Below are 19742 nucleotides of genomic sequence, written 5' to 3' on the forward strand. Positions count from 1 at the left end.
TTTTTAAATGAGGATACAATGCAAAATTTACAAAAAGAGAAATATAAAGATTATTTTGAAGGTAAAACTTACAATATAACCACATTTGGTTGCCAGATGAATGAACACGATTCTGAACGTATTTCTTATATACTAGAGGATTTGGGATACACTTACACAAGCAATAGAGAAGAAGCTGACTTTATTATATTTAATACCTGCTTGGTTAGAGAAAATGCAGAATTAAAACTATATGGTCAAGTTTCATCCTTAAAAAAACTTAAGAAAGAACATCCGGAAAAAATTATTTCTGTATCTGGATGCATGATGCAAACAAGCGAAGCTCGTCAGGTAATAATCGATAAGCATCCTGAAGTTGACATCATATTTGGAACAAAAAATATAAACTCTCTAGGAGATTTGATATTTAGATATCTAGAAACGGGTGAAAGGGTTATTGATATTTCTACAGATGCAGTAAAGGATGATTTTGAAAAATACAATTCCACAAATGATTTCCAAGCCTATGTCAATATCATGCGAGGATGCGATAATTATTGTACTTATTGTATAGTACCAGAATCACGTGGACGTGAAGAATCTAGACGACCATATTCAATTATTGAAGAAGTTGAATATTTAGTCTCTCAAGGTTTTAAAGAATTTACCTTGCTTGGACAAAACGTAAACTCATACGGAAACAACACAGACTATGATTTTACTTTCCCAGAATTATTAGCAAGAGTTGCTAAAATTCCAGGTGTAAAAAGACTAAGATTTACTTCAAGCCACCCAAAAGATTTATCAGATGAACTTATAGAAGTTATGCGTGATAATGACAACATTTGTAATTACTTCCACCTTCCGATGCAGTCAGGTTCAGATGAAGTATTAAAGAAAATGAACCGTCATTATACAATAGAAAAATATTTGGAGAGAGCCAATAAACTAAAAGAAGAAATTCCAGGCATTGCCCTTTCAACAGATATTATAGTAGGTTTTCCTACAGAAACAGAAGAAGATTTCCAAAAAACAGTTGAAGCTTGTAAAAAAGTTGGATTTGACTCAGCTTACACCTTTAAATACTCACCTAGACCAAAAACAGTTGCAGCAAAATACCCAACAATAGATGATGATATAGTCCAAGACAGATTCCAAAGACTTTTAGATGAGCTCTACCCAATGTTTAATGAAAAAAATGCTGAATATGTAGGTAAAACTGTAGAAGTATTATTAGAATCAGAATCAAAAAATAATCCTGAAATCTTAACCGGAAGGACCGATACATTTAAATTAGTTCACGTAAAAGCACCAAAAGAATTAATTGGTGAATTTGTAAATGTAAAAATCACCGACCATACATCATTTACTATATCAGGAGACTTGGTAAATTAATTATCAAATCAACTATGGATAATACAAACTATTTATTATCCTTTTAAAGAAAGGTTATAAGTGATATTATTTTTCTGTAGGGAGAAAAGAGGCGATAAATGAGAGATGTATTAGTAAAAGCCAAGGCAAAGATGGGCAGAATGCCAGATAATGATTTGTATCTTGCCTTAGCAAATGAAGGTGACATAGACAAAAAAATTGATATTCTTTCAAAAGCTTATCCTGAAGTTGACAATAGGAAAGATAAAAGATCCCTGGAAGATGAAAATTTCAACTGGATCTTTGGTGAACTAAAAAGCATTGACTATTTCTTGCATGGAATTGAAAGTGAATTTTTTAATTTATACTTTTCAAAATATGAAATATTATTTTTGCAAGAAGTTATTGAATCACTTGTAAATAAAAATTACAAAAGAAATTATCAAAGTTTTAAAGTTAACCTTCTATCTAAAAATTTTATTCTAGATGAAGATATGGCCTTAGAATCTTTTGTAATTGCAAATAAAGCTAGTAAATATTATAGAGTGCTGCTTCCATTTTTAAATGAAAATATGGAAGCAGAGTCTATAATATTTTTATCTTCAAACGCTTTAATCAAATTTTATTATCGTAGTTTACTAAAACTGGCTAAAAAATTTAATAGTAAAGAGCGTAAGCAAATAGAGAAATTTTTAGGTGAAGAAATTAATTTACTTAATTTTGAGATGCTTTATAGGCTAAAATCCTATTATAATAGGAATGATGGAGATGTTTTTAACTACCTCATTGAAGGAGGAAATAACTTTAACGGGCAGAGGCTAAAAGAATTGGCTGAAATGCCCAAGATAGATTTCCTTGAGAAAATGAGTGCTAGTAAATATAAAAATATATTCAATGAATATACCCATACTCATAAAGAAATCAGAAAAAAGGAATTAAAACTTTATTATGGTGAAATAACCAAGCAAGAGTCTGACATCCTATATGTGATTTCTGCAATGAATATATTGTTTATAAGTGATGAAAACATCGATGCACTTTTGGAAGTTGATGAGTCTTTCACAGTTGAGGAAGCTATGGAATATCTAATAGTGAGGTAATAATGGCAGTAGAAAAAATGTACCTGGTAAATATGATATCCGATAAAAAAAATCTGGACAGTTTTTTGGAAGATGTAATTAATATTGGTGATATTGAGCCACTTGATTCATTTAACCAAATTACAAACAGAACTTTTAACATAAAAGCAAGCGCTGAAAATGTTGGAATAACCGAAGATATTAATAAATTATCAGGATTTAGTAGAGATGATGATGGATATACAGCAAAACTTGAAGAAATCAAAAATACTTTAGGTCTTGATGATAATCCAAAAAATGGCCAATTGCTTGACCATGACAGAGTCGATGAACTTTATAACAAACTTAAGGTTTTATCAGACAGAAAAGCAGAACTAGAAGAAAAATCAAAACAACTTGAAGTTTATAAGAGAAATCTAGATACACTTAAAAAGCACAATATTGATATAGAAAAAATTCAAAATCTTAAATATTTTGAGTATAGATTTGGAGAAGTTACTGAAGATGGACGTTTCATATTAAAAAATAATTACGAAAATATCCCATCTTTAATCATCCATTTAGATGAAGATGTTGATCAAGCAAGTTTGAATGCACTAAATGAAATCTACGCAATAGATGAAGCAACCTTTAGTTTAAATGAGAAAACTAATGCAATTTTAGAAAATGAGAGAGAGAACACTCGAAATGTTTCGCTAAAACTTGATCAAGAGTACTCATTAAGAACAAAAAATGAATCAAATCTCATTTATAACGAAATTATGCAAGCTGCTTCAGAAAGAGAAAATAAAATCAATGTAGATTATCAATCTAGAATTAATAATATGGATAAGATTTATAGCAAATATAAAGATGAAGTTGTAGAAAAAATAGTTGATTTTTTAGTAGATGCTGAGAGTTAATCAAAAGGAATGAAAATGGAAGGTAATCAAAAACTTGATAACATTAAATTAGCGAATGGTAAAGATTATCTACAGAATAGGGCTAAAAATATCAAAGAAAATTTTAAAATATACGAAAAATCTAAGATACACCTGAGTAAATCTTTAGAAAATACAAGTAAGAATAGTTACATAGATGCTGAATTGATTGATAATGATAAGAAATCAAATTCTATAAATAATAATCATTCAAAAAAATCTCATGATCCAAGAATTAATAATTATGATTTACTGGATAATCAAAGCTATTTATTAGTATATCCTAAAAAAGTTAATAAAGATTTAACTAGAACAATAAATACTTTAGGTTTTGTAGATAACCAAGTTCCAAGAGAAATTAATCTAGACAATATAGACATTGAAATAGATAATACAAAAAATAAAATTGAGCAAATAAATGATGAAATAAATAATTTAATGGCCGATAATAAGAATCTGATTGATTCAATAACTTATAATATAGCTTACGAAAAAGAAGCTAGTGACTATCAAAATAGCATGGCTTTTGGTGAAAAATATTTTTATTTTTCTGCCATTGTTGGACAATCCAAACTTAAAAATATGGAAGCTATAGAGAAAAAATATTCAGACACTAATATTATTTCAAAAGACTTAATGAATGATTTCTCTAAGAAAAAAAATGATGACAAAAAGAATGATAATAAGCAAACAAACAAAAATGAAGAAAGTTATTTGCTTGTTTATCCAGAAAAGGTAAAAAAAGACGTATCTCGTTCTATAAATACCTTGGGATTTGTTGATAATGAAATTCCTGAAAATGCTAATATAAATAGTATTGATCAAGAATATAAAGATGTAAATAAAGAACTTTTAAGCATCAATCAGCAAATTAACGAAATTAACAGACAATATGAAGATGTAATGGATAATATTTCTTATTCACTAAATTATGCGCAAAAGTCAGAAGAATTAAAAACTACAATGGCTCAAGGGGATAAATACTTTTACCTATCAGGCTGGGTTCCAGAATCTGAAGTTAACAAATTTAAGGCTTTAGAAAACAAATATGATAATACAATTTTAAATACAAAAGACGTTGAAAGTATTAGCCAATCACCACCGACTAGGTTGAAAAACAATTCACTATTTAGACCTTTTGAATTTTTGGTTAATATGTATGGTGCTCCAAACTACGATGAGATTGATCCTACACCATTTTTTGCAATCACCTATTTACTTTTATATGGATTAATGTTTGGGGATTTGGGACAAGGTTTAGTATTTATAGCTATAGGTTTGTGGTTGTCAAAGAAAAATAAAATATTTGGTGGATTGATAAAAAGAATAGGCATTTCTGCATCAATTTTTGGACTTATGTATGGTTCATTTTTTGGTCGTGAGGACTTAATTCCAGCCTTACTTATCAAACCATTTGATAATATTATGACTGTTTTAATAGCATCCGTTGCCTTCGGTGTTAGCCTTATGGTAATTTCTTATCTAATAGGTATTTACAATAAGGTTTCTAAACAACACAATATTGAAGAAGGTATATTTGGTAAGGAAGGTTTAGCAGGCCTTATGATGATGCTTTCCTTTATCATCATTGTTTTAAATATAGTAAACATTAGCCCAATACCTATGCCAGTCGGACTAGTTTTACTAATATTATCTATTGTTATGATGATATTTAAACAACCTATAGCGAGAAAACTTGAAGGTAAAAAACGTCTATATGAGCAATCTAAAGGAGATTACTATGTAGAAAGTTCATTTTCTATTATAGAAGCACTTCTTTCAGTTTTTTCAAACCTAGTATCCTTTACTAGAGTAGGTGCCTTTGCTATAAACCACGTTGGTTTATACATGGCCTTTGAAGTTATGGCCAAACTTGCGGGCGGAGGCATAATTGGTTTCATAATTTTAGTTTTAGGTAATGCTTTAATTATCGGTCTTGAAGGAATGATAGTATTCATTCAGGGCTTAAGACTAGAATTTTATGAAATGTTTAGCAAGTATTATGAAGGTAACGGTCGATTATTTAAACCAATCGGAAAAAAATCAAATAACTAAATTGGAAAGGAAAAGTTATGATTAAAAACATAGGATTATTAGCACTAGCAGTAGTAGTAATTACAATTTATTCAGGTATTTACCTATTAAAAACAAATGATGACCCATCAAAAGATAAAATAAAAAAAGCACTTAAAATAAACTTAACAACATTTGTGCCACTTATGGCTATGATAATAGTTTTACTTTTACCAGCAAATGCAAAAGCAGCTGCAAGTGAAGCTGCATCAGCAACTGCTTCAAATGTAGAAGGACTAAAATACATTGGTGCTGCCTTATCAACAGGTCTTGCAACAATAGGAACTGGTTATGCAGTAGGTACAGTAGGATCTGCAGCACTTGGAGCAATCTCAGAAGACCAATCAATCTTAGGACGTACAATCATCTTCGTAGGTCTTGCTGAAGGTATAGCAATCTTCGGTGTTATCATCTCAATCCTTATTTTATACGCATAAAATGAAGGCAAAAATATTAACTAACGACCCAAGTCTTATTGTAATGTTTAGACTTGGGTCTATTGAAGGAAAGCTAGTTGCTGACCCTGATGAGGCCGATGAAGACTTTAAGGCTTCATTAAAAGATAATAATCTTGCGGTTCTAATTTTGACTAAAACAGTAGAATCTTGGATTGAGGAAGAAGTCAGAACTCATAGGGAAGCTGAGGCAACTCCTTTAATTGTAGTCATTGATGGTTAATTGGAGGTATTATGCTTGATATAAATCAAAAACTAACAACCTTTAGAAAAATGGTTTGGGATGAAGAAAAAGCAAGAAGTAACGAAGAATTATATAATTCTACAAATATAAATAGTGAACAAATTGATGAAAAAAAAGCTAGTCTGGAAAAAGAGCTAAAATCAACTTTAGAAAACCGTAAAAGTTTTGCAACTATTCGTAGCAATGAAAGAGTATCAAAACTTGAAGAAGAACAGAAAACAAATTTTTATGCTCACAAAGAACTCTTACTAAATGACCTAGTAGGAGAAATTAAAGATAAGCTTAATGATTATACAAAAACAGATGGATATAAAAATTCTCTAGGAGAAAAGATTGAGAATGCGCTTAGTGAATTAAATGAAAGTGCAGATAATTTTGATATTTTATTAAGAGAAACTGATAAGGATTTAGTAAACTATCCTAATATAAAAACTTTAGATGATAAGTATATTGGTGGATTTATCTTAAAAGCAAAAGATGAATCATTTCAATACAACCAAACTTATCTAAAAAAAATCGAAGAGAAACAATATGAAATAGGAAAAACCTTATACAATCTGTTTGAAAGTGAGAGTTTTAATGAATCCAACAATTAAAACAATAAATGGTCCAGTAGTTGTAGCAAAAAATGCAAGCTCGCTAAAAATACGAGAAATGGTCTCAGTAGGAAAATTAAAACTTATTGGTGAAGTCATTTCTGTAGATGGTGAAAATGCTACTATCCAGGTTTATGAAGATACATCAGGACTTGCTGCAAATGAAGAAATAATTTCAACAGGTAGACCACTTTCAGTAAGACTTGGGCCTGGACTACTTAAAAATATGTTTGATGGTATCGAAAGACCACTTAAAAAAATTATGGATGAAAATGGTGCTTTTATTCCATCGGGGATCGGTTTTGAAAACCTGGATGAAGAAAAGTCATGGGAAGTAGATATAAAAGTAGCGGTGGGTGATACTATAAATGTAGGTGATATATACGCCACAATTATGGAAACAAAAACTATCGAACATAGACTAATGTCTACTGTGGATGGTGAAATTACAGAAGTAAAACCATCAGGCACATATAAATTAGAAGATACTATTGTAAAAGTAAAAACAAATAAGGGCGAAGAAGAATTAAAACTTTACCAATATTGGCCAGTTAGAAATCCACGTCCAGTTAAAAAGGTTAGACCACTTGAGCTATTGTTAAATACTGGACAAAGAGTCCTTGATGTTTTTTTTCCAGTAGCTAAGGGTGGTACAGTAGCAATCCCAGGCGGATTTGGTACTGGAAAAACTATGCTTCAACACCAATTTGCCCAATACGCAGATGCTGATATCATTATCTATATCGGTTGTGGTGAACGTGGAAACGAAATGACTCAAGTACTAGAAGAGTTCCCAGAACTTATTGACCCAAATACTGGTTATGGTTTGATGGAGCGTACAATTCTTATAGCAAATACATCAAACATGCCAGTGGCTGCCCGTGAAGCATCGATATATACTGGAATTACAATTGCTGAATATTTTAGAGATATGGGCTATCACGTAGCCCTAATGGCTGACTCTACATCTAGATGGGCAGAGGCCTTAAGAGAGATTTCTGGTCGTTTGGAAGAAATCCCAGCTGAAGAAGGATATCCAGCATATCTTGGATCAAGACTATCTCAATTTTATGAAAGAGCAGGATACTTTACAAACTTAAATGGATCTGAAGGATCAGTTACTCTTATCGGTGCAGTTTCTCCATCAGGTGGGGACTTCTCAGAACCAGTTACTGAAAATACAAGAAGATCTGTAAATGTATTCTTAGGGCTTGATAGGAAACTGGCTTACTCACGCCATTACCCAGCGATTAACTGGCTAACATCATACTCAAACTACGTTGATACTATGAGATCTTACTACCAAGAAAAAACTGGAGAAGATATCATTGCAGTTCGTAATGAACTTATGAATGTTCTATTACAAGAAGATGAGGTACGTTCTATCCTTATGCTTGTAGGTAAGGATGCTCTATCAGATGCTCAAAGAAATATTTTAGATGTATCAGAACTGATTAGAGTAGGATTTTTACAACAAAATGCCTATAACGATACTGATAAGTACGTACCATTAGAAAAACAAATTGAAATGCTAAATGTAATTAGAAATTATTATCATAAATCAGCAGAAGCAATTGTAAATGGTGTGCCATATAACAAGGCCTATGACTCAGAACTTATAAATGACATTACACAAATGAAATACACCATAAAAAATGATGAACTAGATAAATTTACTATTTTAAATAACAAACTAGAATCTCATTTCTTAGGACTTAGAGGAGGCGAATATTAATGCGTAAAGAATATACAAAAGTTAAAAGAATCGAATCCTCAATCATTGAAATAGAAAACGTAGCAGATGTAACATACAACGCCGTAGTTTCTGTTAATGCCCTAGGAATGGATTTTGTAGGACAAGTTGTAAAAATAGATGAAGAAACTATATATATAGAAGTTTTTGGTAATACCCAAGATTTTTCTTTAGATGATATAGTAATTTCATTTGAAGAAAAACCACTTGCAATCCCTTTAAGCGAAAAAATTCTTGGTCGTAGCTTTGATGGGCTTGCCAGGCCAATCGATAATGGTGGTGAAATATATGCTGAAAAATCATATTCAGTTGAAGGTGAACCGCTAAATCCTGTAGCTCGTGAGTATCCAAGGGACTTTATCCAAACAGGAATATCAGCCATTGATACTCTAACAACCCTAATCCGTGGACAAAAACTACCTATTTTTTCAGGTTATGGTTTATCTCATAATCAAATTGCAGCTCAAATAGTTAGACAAGCAAAACTTAAAACAGATGAAGACTTTGCCTTTGTCTTTGCAGCAATGGGGATTAAAAAAGATGAGGCTATGTTTTTTGAGGACGCCTTTAATAAAGCAGGAGTCCGCGATAAGGTTGTAATGTATCAAAACTTAGCCGATAGCCCAATTATGGAAAGATTAATAGCGCCAAAATGTGCCTTAACTGCAGCTGAATACTTGGCTTATGAAAAAGGCTACCATGTTTTAGTAATAATCACTGATATGACATCATATTCAGAAGCTTTGCGTGAAGTTTCATCTATTAGACAAGAAGTTCCATCACGTAAGGGTTATCCCGGATACTTATATTCTGACTTAGCTACTTTATATGAGAGGGCCGGTATGATTCGTGGAAGAAATGGATCTGTAACTCTTATTCCGATTTTAACAATGCCAAATGATGATATAACCCACCCAGTTCCTGACTTGACAGGTTATATCACAGAGGGGCAAATTGTAATTGATAGGGGATTATTTAACAAAGGAATATACCCACCGATCAATGTACTGCCATCACTTTCTCGTCTTATGAAAGATGGGATTGGTGAAGGATATACACGAGCTGACCACGAAGACTTGATGAATCAAATTTATGAATCTTATTCTCACGTAGGTGAAGTAAGAAATATTGCTCAAATAGTTGGTGAGGATGATTTATCTGATATTGATAAAAAATACCTAGAATTTGGGGATGAATTCGAAAAAAGATTCTTATCTCAAGATCCAACTGAAAATAGAGAGCTTGATGAGTCTTTAGATTTAGGTTGGGAGATTTTAAATATCTTACCTAGAACAGAGTTACACAGAGTAAGTCCTGAAAATCTTGATAAATTCATAGGAAATAAAGATGGAAATTAAATCAACTGCTCCTACCAAGGCAAATTTAATTGCAGCAAAAGACCACTTAAAATTATTAAATGGTGGTCTTGATATCCTTGATAAATCAAGAAAAGCACTAATCCAAGCTCACGATAGTAAAATCAAACAAAGAGATGAATTAAATGATGATGTTAATGATACAATAAAAAAAGTATCAAAAAACTTCAAAAAAGCCATGATCACTATGGGAGAGTCAAAGCTTGATGATATTTCAAGAATTGTACCCGTCGATAATAGCATTGAGCTAAAAGAAAATGAATTCATGCAAACAAAGGTTTATGATATAAATTTTGTACCAACGATGCTAAATCTGTCTTATTCATTTTATGAAACAAATGAGGCTTTTGACATTGCATTGCTATCATTTAATGAATTAAAATATAAAATTTATAAACTAGCTGAGCTAGATACTACAATTAATAACCTTGATAGGCAAATTAAAAAAACTAGCAAAAAAGTAAATTCTCTAGAAAAAGTTCAGATACCAAAAACTGAGGAGAGAATAAAAACAATATCATCCTTGATAGAAGAAAAGGAAAGAGAAGAATTTTCTAAAACAAAGATGGTTAAGGATAAAAAAATTCGAGATGAAAAAAACACCGCAAATTAATTTGTTGCGGTGTTTTTAATTTCTCTTTTCTTTGATGCTCTTAATTTATTTGGATCGATAAATTTTATAGTTTCATAGTCTAAAACATCATCGTCTTTGTAAGATTTTTGCATAGATGCTGATAAGGCAAGTCCTACCATCGATAAGCATATTAACTGGAAAGTACCCCCAGCTGATAAGAATGGAAGGGGAATACCAGTTACTGGCATAAGGCCAATTGTCATACCTATATTTTCAAAAATATGGATAAAAAGCATGGCTGCAATACCAGTTACCATAAGAGAAATAAAGGTGTTGTTAGATTTTTTTGCTAACCTTGCTAATCTTAAAATTATAATTGTAAATAATAAGACTAAAAATACTGCACCTATAAATCCAAGTTCTTCAGCTAAAACTGAAAAAATAAAGTCAGTCTCTTTTTCAGGAACATAACCATATTGAGATTGTGTCCCGTTTAAATATCCACGTCCATTTAACATGCCAGATCCAATTGCAATCATACCTTGTTGTTGTTGCCAGTTAGACCCAGAAGTGTCTCTTGTAGGATTTAAAAAGTTTTCTATTCTATCAGCCCTATAACCAGATAGATTTGTCAAAACCAAGTATCCAACAGTTAGTCCACCAACTGCAAAAAACAAAATCCATTTCCAAGATAAGCCTGCTACAAAGAGCATTGCAGCTATGAAAAACAAATATACCATGGCAGTACCAAAGTCTGGTTGTAATAAAATTAAGACTACTGGAACTGCGACAAATACTAATGCTTGGATAAGTCTTTTTGGTTCATTGATTTCATATTTGTATCTATCAAGATAAGCTGCAAAAGCAAATATTAATCCTACTTTTACAAATTCAGATGGTTGAAAAGAAAAAGATCCAATATAAACCCAAGATTTAGCACCCCATTCATCAAGGCCTCTACCAAATATAAGGGTAATAATTAAAAGTCCAAGACCAATTCCATAAATCCATCGATAAAATCTTTTTAGAACTTCTAAATCAATAGTACATAAAACAGCAATCAATAAAAAACCTAGAACAGTAGCTCCGATTTGAGTTTTTATTGCCTCAAAGTCTCCACCATAGGCTGAGTAGAGAATGACCAGCCCATAAATACTTAGGATTAGAGTTGCAAAAAGCAAAATCAAATCCAATTCTTTTAAATTTTTCTTCTTTATATTAAACATTAAATCACTCCGTATCTAATGATTTATTATACCATTTTAATTAAATATGATAAATAAAATAATAAAAAATAGTATAAAAATAGTATAGTAGTAGTAAAGGATAAGGTGATAATATTTTAAATAAAAATCAAATCCGAGAGGTATTAGACATTTTATCTAGGATGTATGAGGATCCAAACAAAAATCTTCTTAATTTTGAAACGCCATTTGAAGCTTTGATAGCAACTATGCTTTCAGCCCAAAGTACAGATATAAGGGTAAATGCGGTCACATCTGAGCTTTTTAAAGTAGCAAATACACCAAAAGATTTTGTGAATATGGATATAAAAGACTTAGAAAATTGGATAAAATCAATCGGTATTTATAAAAATAAAGCAAAAAATATAAAGGCAACAAGCCAGATATTGGTAGATGATTTTAACAGTGAGGTCCCAAAAGATAAGGCTGAATTAATAAAATTGCCAGGAGTTGGCAATAAAACAGCAAATGTTGTACTTGCTAATGCTTTTGATATTCCAGCCTTTGCAGTGGATACTCACGTTTTTAGAGTAGCAAACAGGATTGGGCTAGTTGATGCAAAAAACGTTAGTCAAACCGAGGCACAACTTACAAAAAATGTGCCAGAAGATGAGTGGAATATAACCCATAAAAGACTAATTAGCCATGGTAGAGCAATTTGTAAAGCAAGAGGTCCACTTTGTGAAGAATGTGATTTGAATAAGTTATGTTTATATTATAGGAGAGATAATGATTAAACTTTTTGCAATTGATATGGATGGCACCCTTTTAAATACTAATCATGAGATTAATCCATCATCAAAAGAAGCCATTAACCAATTAAATGCATCAGGAATAAAAACGGTTTTAACAAGTGGCAGATTAATGTCTTCCATTAAATTTGCTATAGAAGAACTTGGAGAAGACAATCCAATGGTGGCAAATAATGGAGCCTTAATTATGGCAAATGCTGATAAAATTTTAGGTCAACATCCGCTTGAAGATAGTCACATTAAAGAATTAGTTAAGTTTTGTGAAGAACATAAATTTATCTATCATTTTTACGATGAAGATACTTTTTACTCTAACAGGCTAGATGAAGAGAGATTAGAGCATTTAAAAATTAATAATGATTATGGGCTAAATTATCAATGCAACATTTCTATTACAGAAAATCCATATAAGGATTTAAAGCAAAGAGGTAAACCAGCTTATAAGATTTTAATAGGATGTTTAAATAGCCATGCCTATGGTGAAGAAAAAGCGGTAAAAATTATCAAGGAAGCCTTTGAAGATAAGCTTTATGTCACATCATCAGGTCCTGGTGCGATAGAAATAATGGAGCCTCATGTTAATAAGTGGGAAGGGGTAAAAGAACTTTCCGACTTTTTGGGTATAAAACTTGATGAAATTGCTGCAATTGGTGATTCTTACAACGATTTGCCAATGGTGGAAAATGCAAAAATAGGCTTTGCTATGGGAAATGCTAATGATACAGTAAAATCAGTTGCAGACTATGTGGTTGCTGATAATAACGGTAATGGCATAAAAGAAGCTGCAGAAATAATTTTAAATTTTAACAAGGAAAATCCAAGTGTTTAATATAGTTTTACTCGCGCCAGAATATCCTGGCAATGTTGGAAATATTGGTAGAACATGTGTCCTTACCGAGTCTCATTTGCATTTAGTAAGGCCTTTTAAATTCGATTTCTCAGATAAGGCCTTAAAAAAATCTGGAATAGACTATTGGGATAAGGTAAATCTAACTATCCATGATAGTATTGAGGAATTTTTGGACTTCATAATTGATAAAAACTTTTATTTAGTTGAAACGGGTACAGATACAAAATACTCTGATGTTTCTTTTAAAGATGGTGATTTTTTGATATTTGGTAGGGAAAAAGAAGGGATAGACTCGGATATTTTGGAGAAATTTAGAGAAAAAATAATCAGTATCCCCATGACAACAAAGATTGATAGGTCTTTAAATTTAGCCAATTCAGTAAATATAGTTTTATACGAAGCCTTAAGGCAAAATAATTTTAATTTTTAGGAGAGAATATGTACGATATTATAATTTTAGGAGCTGGTCCAGCAGGACTTACAGCTGGGCTATATGCAGGTAGATCAAAGTTAAAAACACTCATAATTGAAAAAAATATACCAGGTGGACAAATTGCAACAACTGCATTTGTGGACAACTACCCTGGATCAATGGAAGATGCTACGGGTATGGGCTTATCAGATAGAATGTATGAGCAAGCCAAAGAATTTTGCGAATTTTTAACTACAAATGTAACTAGCGTTGAGCTAGAAGGAGAAGTTAAAAAAGTTCATACTGAAGATGGCAAAACATTGGAAGCCAAGGTAATTATTATTTCGACAGGTGCTAGCCAAAGAAAACTCGATATCCCAGGAGAAAGTGAATTTGCAAACATGGGTGTGTCATATTGTGCAACTTGTGATGGGCCATTTTATAATGGATTAGACATTTTTGTAGTTGGCGGTGGAGATAGTGCAGTAGAAGAGGCAATTTATCTTACAAAATTTGGTAAATCTGTAACCATTATTCACAGACGTGATGAATTTAGAGCAAGCCAAGTAGTTGTAGATAAGGCACGTGCTAATGAAAAAATAAAATTTGAACTAGATTCTGTAGTAAATGAAATCAGAGGAGATAAGGAAACAACCTCCCTTATTATAGAAAATGTAAAAACTGGTGATAAAAAAGAGTTAAAAAGTGATAATAATGACCCAATAGGGGTATTTATATTTGTAGGATATATTCCACAAACAGATATATTCAAAGATCAAATAGAAATGAATTATGGGTATATAGTTACTGATAGCGATATGAAAACAAATATCGAAGGAGTTTTTGCAGTAGGAGATAACCGTGAAAAGTCTGTAAGACAAATGGTCACTGCAGCTGGAGATGGTTGTATAGCCGCTGTTGTAGCAAATAGATACTTAGAAGGACAAGTCTGGTAATCTATTGACAATGTCTTATAATTTAGTAAAATGTTATTGTAATAACTTTTAGGAAGAATAAGGAGGCAACAATGACAACTAAAGTAGCAATTAATGGATTCGGTAGAATCGGTCGTCTAACACTTAGAAGAATAGCAGAAGTAGAAGATGACATCCAAGTAGTAGCAATCAATGACCTTATTGATAAAGAAGGTCTAGCTTATGCTTTCAAATATGATACAGCACAAGGAAGATTTAACGGAGACTTTGAACAAACTGATGATGGTTTTAAAGTAAATGGTCAAGAAATCAAAATCTTTGCCGAAAGAAATCCAGAAGACCTACCATGGGGAGATCTTGGAGTAGATGTTGTATTAGAATGTACAGGATTCTTTACAGAAAAAGAAAAAGCAGAAGCTCACTTAAAAGCTGGAGCTAAAAAAGTTCTAATTTCAGCACCAGGTAAGGGTGATATGAAAACTATCGTTTACGGTGTAAACCATGAAACTTTAGATGGTTCTGAAACAGTAGTATCAGCTGCAAGCTGTACAACAAACTGTTTAGCACCAATGGTAAATGTATTAAACAAAGAATTTGGTTTTGTTACAGGACAAATGTCAACAATCCACGCATATACAGCAACACAAGCTATCCAAGATACACCAGCTTCTAAAAAAGACCTTAGAGGTGGACGTGCAGCTGCTCAAAACACAATTCCAGCTTCAACAGGAGCTGCAAAGGCAGTTGGTAAAGTACTTCCAGAAGTTGAAGGTAAAATTGACGGTACAGCTTTAAGAGTACCAGTTATCACAGGTTCAATTACAGAACTTTACTCAGTTCTTGAGAAAAAAGTAACTGAAGAAGAAGTAAATGAAGCAATGAAAAAATACTCAAATGATGCATTTGCTTACGAAACAGAAGACATTGTTTCAAGCGACATCATTGGTTACCCAGCAGGATCAGTACTTGACTCACAACTTACAAAGGTTGTAGAAAATGGGGACAACCAATTAGTAAAAACAGTTGCATGGTATGATAACGAAGCAGGATACGTATCTAACTTAGTTAGAACATTAGATTATTTAGCTAAACTTTAAGAGATAGAAGGGGCAGGGATATTTATCTCTTGCCCTTTTAATTTTGGAGTGAATTATGAACAAAAAAACATTAAAAGACTTAGATGTTAAGGGCAAAAAAGTTTTAGTTAGAGTAGACTTCAATGTTCCTTTATCAAAAGAAGATAGAAGCAAGATTGCAGATGACTCTAGAATTAGAGCAGCTCTTCCTACTATAGATTATTTATTAGAAAATGGTGCTAAAGTTATTTTAATAAGTCACTTGGGTAGACCAGGAGGAGAAGCAAACCAAGAATTTACACTAAAACCAGTTGCAAATTGGTTATCGGACCATTACGGCGAAAAATTTGAATTCATAGCTGCTGATGAAGTAGTGAACGAAGATGTTAAAGAAAAAGTAAATGAGCTTAAGGATGGCGAAATAGCACTTTTAGAAAATACAAGATTTGTAGCTGGTGAAACTAAAAATGATGAAGCCTTTGCAAAAGAATTAGCCTCTCTTGCTGACCTATATGTAAATGATGCTTTTGGTACTAGCCATAGAGCCCATGCTTCAAATGTAGGTGTTGCAAGTATTTTACCATCGGCGGTAGGACTTTTAATAGAAAAAGAAATAGATGTTATGGGAAAAGCTCTAGAAAATCCAGAACATCCATTTTTATCTATCCTTGGTGGAGCAAAAGTTTCTGATAAGATTGGTGTAATTGAAAATCTAATTACAAAAGTAGATACAATCCTTATCGGTGGGGGTATGGCTTACACATTCCTAAAAGCGCAAGGCAAAGAAATAGGTAAATCATTACTAGAAGAAGATAAGATGGATCTTTCTTTAGAGTTACTTGAAAGAGCAAAAGAAAATAATGTAGAAATTCTATTGCCAGTAGATGTGGTAATTGCTGATGATATTGCACCAGGCGTTGAAACTGAGATTGTAGATATTGACAATATCCCAGCTGACAAAGAAGCTTTAGATATTGGTCCAAAAACAGCAGAAATTTATGCAGAAAAAATTAAAAATGCTAAGACAGTAGTTTGGAATGGACCAATGGGTGTATTTGAAATTAAAGAATTTTCAAATGGAACTAATAAAGTAGCCCATGCCCTAGCAGAAGCTGACGCAACTACTATTGTTGGTGGTGGTGACTCAGCCCTTGCAATAGAAATGGCTGACTTAAAAGATAAAATCACCCATGTATCAACAGGTGGTGGGGCAAGCTTAGAATTTTTAGAAGGAAAAGACCTACCAGGTATTTCAGCAATTGAAGACAAATAAGGAGTTAAAATGCGTAAACCAGTAATAGTTGGAAACTGGAAAATGAATATGACAGTAAGTGAAGCTAAAAATTTGCTTGCTGATTTAAAAGAAAAGCGATTAGATACTGAAGTAGAAGCAGGCGTTTGTACGCCAGCTATAGACCTACCAATAGCAGCTGAGATTTTAGAAGGAACCAATATTGGATTTGGTGGACAAAATATGTACTTTGAAGAATCTGGAGCATTTACTGGAGAAATATCTCCAACGATGTTAAAAGATGTTGGAGCAACATATGTTATCCTAGGCCATTCTGAACGTCGTGATATCTTTGGTGAAGATGATAAATTAATCAATGAAAAATTATTATCAGCCTTTGACCATGACCTAACACCAATACTTTGTTGCGGGGAATCTTTAGAAGAAAGAGAAGCTAATAAGCAGGAAGAAAGAGTAAAAGCACAACTAGAAGCTGACCTTAAAGATATAAGCGAAAGTGATATTAAAAAATTAATTATAGCTTACGAACCAATCTGGGCAATAGGTACTGGAAAAACAGCATCAGCTGATGATGCAGAAGCAATGTGTGCGTTCATTAGAAATCTAGTAGCTGAACTTTACTCAAAAGAAGCAGCTGAAGCAGTACGCATCCAATATGGTGGATCTGTAAAACCAGCGAATGTAAAAGAATTAATGGCAAAAGAAAACATAGATGGTGCCTTAGTAGGTGGAGCAAGCCTTAAAGCAGACGATTTTGAAGCTTTAGTAAATCATAGAGGTTAAATATGGAGAAAGCAGATAAAAGATTTATTGTAAAAATTGAAGATGAAAATATTTTATTTGCAACTTCATTATCTACAGTAGTAGATACACAGACAGGTGTAAATTATATTATTGCTTCTAGATCTAGTGAAGGGGTTGCCATTACTCCACTATTAGATAAATATGGTGAACTAGTAATATCTACTAAAGAAGAAATTGAAGAATTAATACACAATAATAAATAGAGTTATCTGTTCATAATGCTTATTAAAAAATACGAAAGATAATAAAAAGATAAGGAGAATTAATAATGAGCTTAATTACAAGTGTATACGCAAGACAAATCCTAGACTCAAGAGGAAATCCAACAGTAGAAGTAGAAGTTGAAACAGAACTAGGCGGTTACGGACGTGCGTCAGTACCATCTGGTGCATCAACAGGTGAGTGGGAAGCAGTAGAGCTACGTGATGGAGATAATGATTACTATTTAGGTAAATCAGTTCTTAAAGCAGTTGAAAATGTAAATGAAAAAATCGCTGATGAATTAGTATTAGTTTATGATGTTACTGACCAAGTTGGCATTGATAATAGAATGATTGAACTTGACGGTACAGAAAATAAAGGAAATCTAGGTGCAAATGCTATCCTTGGAGTATCACTTGCAGTAGCAAAAGCTGCAGCAGATGAACTAGGACTACCACTTTACGCTTACATTGGTGGACCAAATGCAAAACTTTTACCAACACCAATGATGAATATACTAAATGGTGGGGAACACGCTGATAACTCAGTAGATATCCAAGAATTTATGATTTTCCCACTAGGTGCAGATACATTCTCACATGCTCTACAAATGGGTACAGAAGTATTTCATAGCCTAAAATCAGTTCTAAAAGAAAAAGGATATAACACAGCTGTAGGTGATGAAGGTGGATTTGCTCCAAACTTAAAATCAAATGAAGAAGCCCTAGAAATCATTGTAGAAGCTATCAAAAAAGCAGGATATGAACCAGGTAAAGATGTATTTATAGCAATGGACTGTGCAAGTTCAGAATTCTATAATAAAGAAGACGGTAAATACCACCTAGAAGGTGAAGGAACAGTTTACTCAGAAGAAGAAATGATAGACTGGCTAGAAAGTCTTGTAGAAAAATATCCAATAATCTCAATCGAAGATGGTCTAGATGAAAATGACTGGGAAGGTTGGGCAAAACTTACAGAAAGACTTGGTGGAAAAGTTCAACTTGTAGGTGATGACCTATTTGTAACAAATACCAAAAAACTTTCAAAAGGTATCAAAGAAAATGTCGGTAACTCAATCCTTGTCAAAGTAAACCAAATCGGTTCTCTAACAGAAACACTAAATGCTATCGAAATGGCAAAAGAAGCTGGATACACAGCAGTAGTTTCTCATAGATCAGGTGAAACAGAAGATGTTACAATAGCAGATCTTGTAGTAGCAGTAAATGCTGGACAAATCAAAACAGGTGCACCATCAAGAACTGATCGTGTTGCAAAATACAACCAATTACTAAGAATCGAAGATGAACTTTGGGAAAATGCTGAGTTTAAAGGACTAGAAGCATTCTACAACCTTAAAGAAAGATTCAACGGCTAATATAATAATTGCAGGGAAAATATTCCCTGCTTTTTTATTTACATATTTTTGGGTATCATAATATTAGCTTAATCTATAAACTAAAAATTGCGAAAAGACATTTCCTGTGGTATCATATAGAGTGATGAAAATGGAGGTGTCTAGATGGAAAATATCTTTGCAGTTATTCTAATGCTTGCATCACTAATTATAGTAGTGTCTGTAACAATGCAAGATCCAAAGACTGATGGACTAGGAACACTAACTGGCCAAGAAACAAACGTATTTGGTAGAAGTGCTCATAGAACAAAGAATGAAATGTTAGATAAAGTTGTAATTGCTGGAGGAGTATTACTTTTCTTAGGAAGTATCATAATGCTAGCAGTTATGTAAGGGGCTATAGATAGACTTAAGCTATCTAGCCTCTTTTTTTGTAGAA

The 19742-nt window shown here is 32.5% G+C and carries 21 protein-coding genes; 20 read left to right on the forward strand and 1 reads right to left on the reverse strand.

Translation table 11 applies throughout. The features are described from left to right. Positions 1 to 18: 18 nt before the first annotated feature. The 10 genes from miaB to OC526_RS03200 all read left to right on the forward strand — a co-directional run bounded on the left by miaB (position 19) and on the right by OC526_RS03200 (position 10462). Positions 19 to 1374 (forward strand): tRNA (N6-isopentenyl adenosine(37)-C2)-methylthiotransferase MiaB, encoded by a 1356-nt coding sequence (miaB, locus tag OC526_RS03155; RefSeq protein ID WP_262122139.1) that lies wholly within the window; start codon positions 19 to 21, stop codon positions 1372 to 1374. A 98-nt stretch (positions 1375 to 1472) separates the two neighbouring features. Continuing rightward, the gene (locus OC526_RS03160; protein WP_262122140.1) at positions 1473 to 2453 is read left to right on the forward strand and encodes a V0D/AC39 family V-type ATPase subunit; all 981 of its coding nucleotides are present in this window, start codon (positions 1473 to 1475) and stop codon (positions 2451 to 2453) included. A gap of 2 nt (positions 2454 to 2455) precedes the next feature. After that, entirely contained in the window at positions 2456 to 3334 is an 879-nt protein-coding gene (locus OC526_RS03165; RefSeq protein ID WP_262122141.1) for a hypothetical protein, read from the forward strand. 15 nt (positions 3335 to 3349) lie between these two features. Beyond that, entirely contained in the window at positions 3350 to 5407 is a 2058-nt protein-coding gene (locus OC526_RS03170; RefSeq protein WP_262122142.1) for a V-type ATP synthase subunit I, read from the forward strand. Between the two features lie 17 nt (positions 5408 to 5424). Next, a complete protein-coding gene (locus OC526_RS03175; RefSeq protein ID WP_262122143.1) occupies positions 5425 to 5862 on the forward strand; it encodes an ATP synthase subunit C in 438 nt (145 codons plus the stop codon). Between the two features lies 1 nt (position 5863). After that, positions 5864 to 6103: a V-type ATP synthase subunit F gene (locus OC526_RS03180; RefSeq protein ID WP_262122144.1), complete on the forward strand. Its 240-nt coding sequence runs from the start codon at positions 5864 to 5866 to the stop codon at positions 6101 to 6103. An 11-nt stretch (positions 6104 to 6114) separates the two neighbouring features. Further along, a complete protein-coding gene (locus OC526_RS03185) occupies positions 6115 to 6720 on the forward strand; it encodes a V-type ATP synthase subunit E (RefSeq protein WP_262122145.1) in 606 nt (201 codons plus the stop codon). Next, positions 6704 to 8455: a V-type ATP synthase subunit A gene (locus OC526_RS03190; RefSeq protein WP_262122146.1), complete on the forward strand. Its 1752-nt coding sequence runs from the start codon at positions 6704 to 6706 to the stop codon at positions 8453 to 8455. Before OC526_RS03185 ends, OC526_RS03190 begins: the two co-directional genes overlap by 17 nt. Beyond that, positions 8455 to 9831 carry a V-type ATP synthase subunit B gene (locus OC526_RS03195; RefSeq protein WP_262122147.1) on the forward strand — a complete coding sequence of 459 codons (1377 nt, stop codon included), beginning with the start codon at positions 8455 to 8457 and terminating at the stop codon, positions 9829 to 9831. Before OC526_RS03190 ends, OC526_RS03195 begins: the two co-directional genes overlap by 1 nt. After that, positions 9821 to 10462: a V-type ATP synthase subunit D gene (locus tag OC526_RS03200; RefSeq protein ID WP_262122148.1), complete on the forward strand. Its 642-nt coding sequence runs from the start codon at positions 9821 to 9823 to the stop codon at positions 10460 to 10462. The genes OC526_RS03195 and OC526_RS03200 overlap by 11 nt, the downstream gene beginning before the upstream one ends. Here OC526_RS03200 and rodA read toward each other — a convergent pair. Beyond that, positions 10459 to 11649 (reverse strand): rod shape-determining protein RodA, encoded by a 1191-nt coding sequence (gene rodA / locus OC526_RS03205; RefSeq protein ID WP_262122149.1) that lies wholly within the window; start codon positions 11647 to 11649, stop codon positions 10459 to 10461. The genes OC526_RS03200 and rodA overlap by 4 nt on opposite strands. A gap of 113 nt (positions 11650 to 11762) precedes the next feature. Here rodA and nth point away from each other — a divergent pair, with 113 nt between their 5' ends. The 10 genes from nth to secG all read left to right on the forward strand — a co-directional run bounded on the left by nth (position 11763) and on the right by secG (position 19696). Continuing rightward, on the forward strand, positions 11763 to 12404 hold the full coding sequence (nth, locus tag OC526_RS03210; RefSeq protein WP_262122373.1) for an endonuclease III: 642 nt from the start codon (positions 11763 to 11765) through the stop codon (positions 12402 to 12404). After that, complete coding sequence (locus tag OC526_RS03215; RefSeq protein ID WP_262122150.1) at positions 12397 to 13248, forward strand: Cof-type HAD-IIB family hydrolase; 852 nt, start codon at positions 12397 to 12399, stop codon at positions 13246 to 13248. The genes nth and OC526_RS03215 overlap by 8 nt, the downstream gene beginning before the upstream one ends. Then, positions 13241 to 13699, forward strand: a complete 459-nt coding sequence (locus tag OC526_RS03220; RefSeq protein ID WP_262122151.1) for a tRNA (cytidine(34)-2'-O)-methyltransferase — start codon at positions 13241 to 13243, stop codon at positions 13697 to 13699. The genes OC526_RS03215 and OC526_RS03220 overlap by 8 nt, the downstream gene beginning before the upstream one ends. Positions 13700 to 13707: 8 nt before the next feature. Further along, positions 13708 to 14637 (forward strand): thioredoxin-disulfide reductase, encoded by a 930-nt coding sequence (gene trxB, locus OC526_RS03225; RefSeq protein WP_262122152.1) that lies wholly within the window; start codon positions 13708 to 13710, stop codon positions 14635 to 14637. 71 nt (positions 14638 to 14708) lie between these two features. Next, positions 14709 to 15713 (forward strand): type I glyceraldehyde-3-phosphate dehydrogenase, encoded by a 1005-nt coding sequence (gene gap, locus OC526_RS03230; protein ID WP_262122153.1) that lies wholly within the window; start codon positions 14709 to 14711, stop codon positions 15711 to 15713. Between the two features lie 55 nt (positions 15714 to 15768). Next, positions 15769 to 16965 carry a phosphoglycerate kinase gene (locus tag OC526_RS03235; protein ID WP_262122154.1) on the forward strand — a complete coding sequence of 399 codons (1197 nt, stop codon included), beginning with the start codon at positions 15769 to 15771 and terminating at the stop codon, positions 16963 to 16965. Positions 16966 to 16974: 9 nt separating this feature from the next. Then, a complete protein-coding gene (gene tpiA / locus OC526_RS03240; RefSeq protein WP_262122155.1) occupies positions 16975 to 17727 on the forward strand; it encodes a triose-phosphate isomerase in 753 nt (250 codons plus the stop codon). 2 nt (positions 17728 to 17729) lie between these two features. Beyond that, complete coding sequence (locus tag OC526_RS03245; protein ID WP_262122156.1) at positions 17730 to 17951, forward strand: DUF6440 family protein; 222 nt, start codon at positions 17730 to 17732, stop codon at positions 17949 to 17951. A gap of 65 nt (positions 17952 to 18016) precedes the next feature. Continuing rightward, the gene (gene eno / locus OC526_RS03250) at positions 18017 to 19324 is read left to right on the forward strand and encodes a phosphopyruvate hydratase (protein ID WP_262122157.1); all 1308 of its coding nucleotides are present in this window, start codon (positions 18017 to 18019) and stop codon (positions 19322 to 19324) included. A gap of 144 nt (positions 19325 to 19468) precedes the next feature. Next, on the forward strand, positions 19469 to 19696 hold the full coding sequence (gene secG / locus OC526_RS03255) for a preprotein translocase subunit SecG (RefSeq protein WP_262122158.1): 228 nt from the start codon (positions 19469 to 19471) through the stop codon (positions 19694 to 19696). Positions 19697 to 19742 lie beyond the last annotated feature (46 nt).

This window comes from Anaerococcus sp. Marseille-Q5996, from assembly GCF_946893725.1.
Taxonomy (GTDB): domain Bacteria; phylum Bacillota; class Clostridia; order Tissierellales; family Peptoniphilaceae; genus Anaerococcus; species Anaerococcus martiniensis.

Bases quoted from the DNA above. Each gene is read 5' to 3' on its own strand.
- miaB (WP_262122139.1), top strand. From the start codon at position 19: ATGCAAAATTTACAAAAAGAGAAATATAAAGATTATTTTGAAGGTAAA.
- OC526_RS03160 (WP_262122140.1), top strand. From the start codon at position 1,473: ATGAGAGATGTATTAGTAAAAGCCAAGGCAAAGATGGGCAGAATGCCA.
- OC526_RS03165 (WP_262122141.1), top strand. From the start codon at position 2,456: ATGGCAGTAGAAAAAATGTACCTGGTAAATATGATATCCGATAAAAAA.
- OC526_RS03170 (WP_262122142.1), top strand. From the start codon at position 3,350: ATGGAAGGTAATCAAAAACTTGATAACATTAAATTAGCGAATGGTAAA.
- OC526_RS03175 (WP_262122143.1), top strand. From the start codon at position 5,425: ATGATTAAAAACATAGGATTATTAGCACTAGCAGTAGTAGTAATTACA.
- OC526_RS03180 (WP_262122144.1), top strand. From the start codon at position 5,864: ATGAAGGCAAAAATATTAACTAACGACCCAAGTCTTATTGTAATGTTT.
- OC526_RS03185 (WP_262122145.1), top strand. From the start codon at position 6,115: ATGCTTGATATAAATCAAAAACTAACAACCTTTAGAAAAATGGTTTGG.
- OC526_RS03190 (WP_262122146.1), top strand. From the start codon at position 6,704: ATGAATCCAACAATTAAAACAATAAATGGTCCAGTAGTTGTAGCAAAA.
- OC526_RS03195 (WP_262122147.1), top strand. From the start codon at position 8,455: ATGCGTAAAGAATATACAAAAGTTAAAAGAATCGAATCCTCAATCATT.
- OC526_RS03200 (WP_262122148.1), top strand. From the start codon at position 9,821: ATGGAAATTAAATCAACTGCTCCTACCAAGGCAAATTTAATTGCAGCA.
- rodA (WP_262122149.1), bottom strand. From the start codon at position 11,649: ATGTTTAATATAAAGAAGAAAAATTTAAAAGAATTGGATTTGATTTTG.
- OC526_RS03215 (WP_262122150.1), top strand. From the start codon at position 12,397: ATGATTAAACTTTTTGCAATTGATATGGATGGCACCCTTTTAAATACT.
- trxB (WP_262122152.1), top strand. From the start codon at position 13,708: ATGTACGATATTATAATTTTAGGAGCTGGTCCAGCAGGACTTACAGCT.
- gap (WP_262122153.1), top strand. From the start codon at position 14,709: ATGACAACTAAAGTAGCAATTAATGGATTCGGTAGAATCGGTCGTCTA.
- OC526_RS03235 (WP_262122154.1), top strand. From the start codon at position 15,769: ATGAACAAAAAAACATTAAAAGACTTAGATGTTAAGGGCAAAAAAGTT.
- tpiA (WP_262122155.1), top strand. From the start codon at position 16,975: ATGCGTAAACCAGTAATAGTTGGAAACTGGAAAATGAATATGACAGTA.
- OC526_RS03245 (WP_262122156.1), top strand. From the start codon at position 17,730: ATGGAGAAAGCAGATAAAAGATTTATTGTAAAAATTGAAGATGAAAAT.
- eno (WP_262122157.1), top strand. From the start codon at position 18,017: ATGAGCTTAATTACAAGTGTATACGCAAGACAAATCCTAGACTCAAGA.
- secG (WP_262122158.1), top strand. From the start codon at position 19,469: ATGGAAAATATCTTTGCAGTTATTCTAATGCTTGCATCACTAATTATA.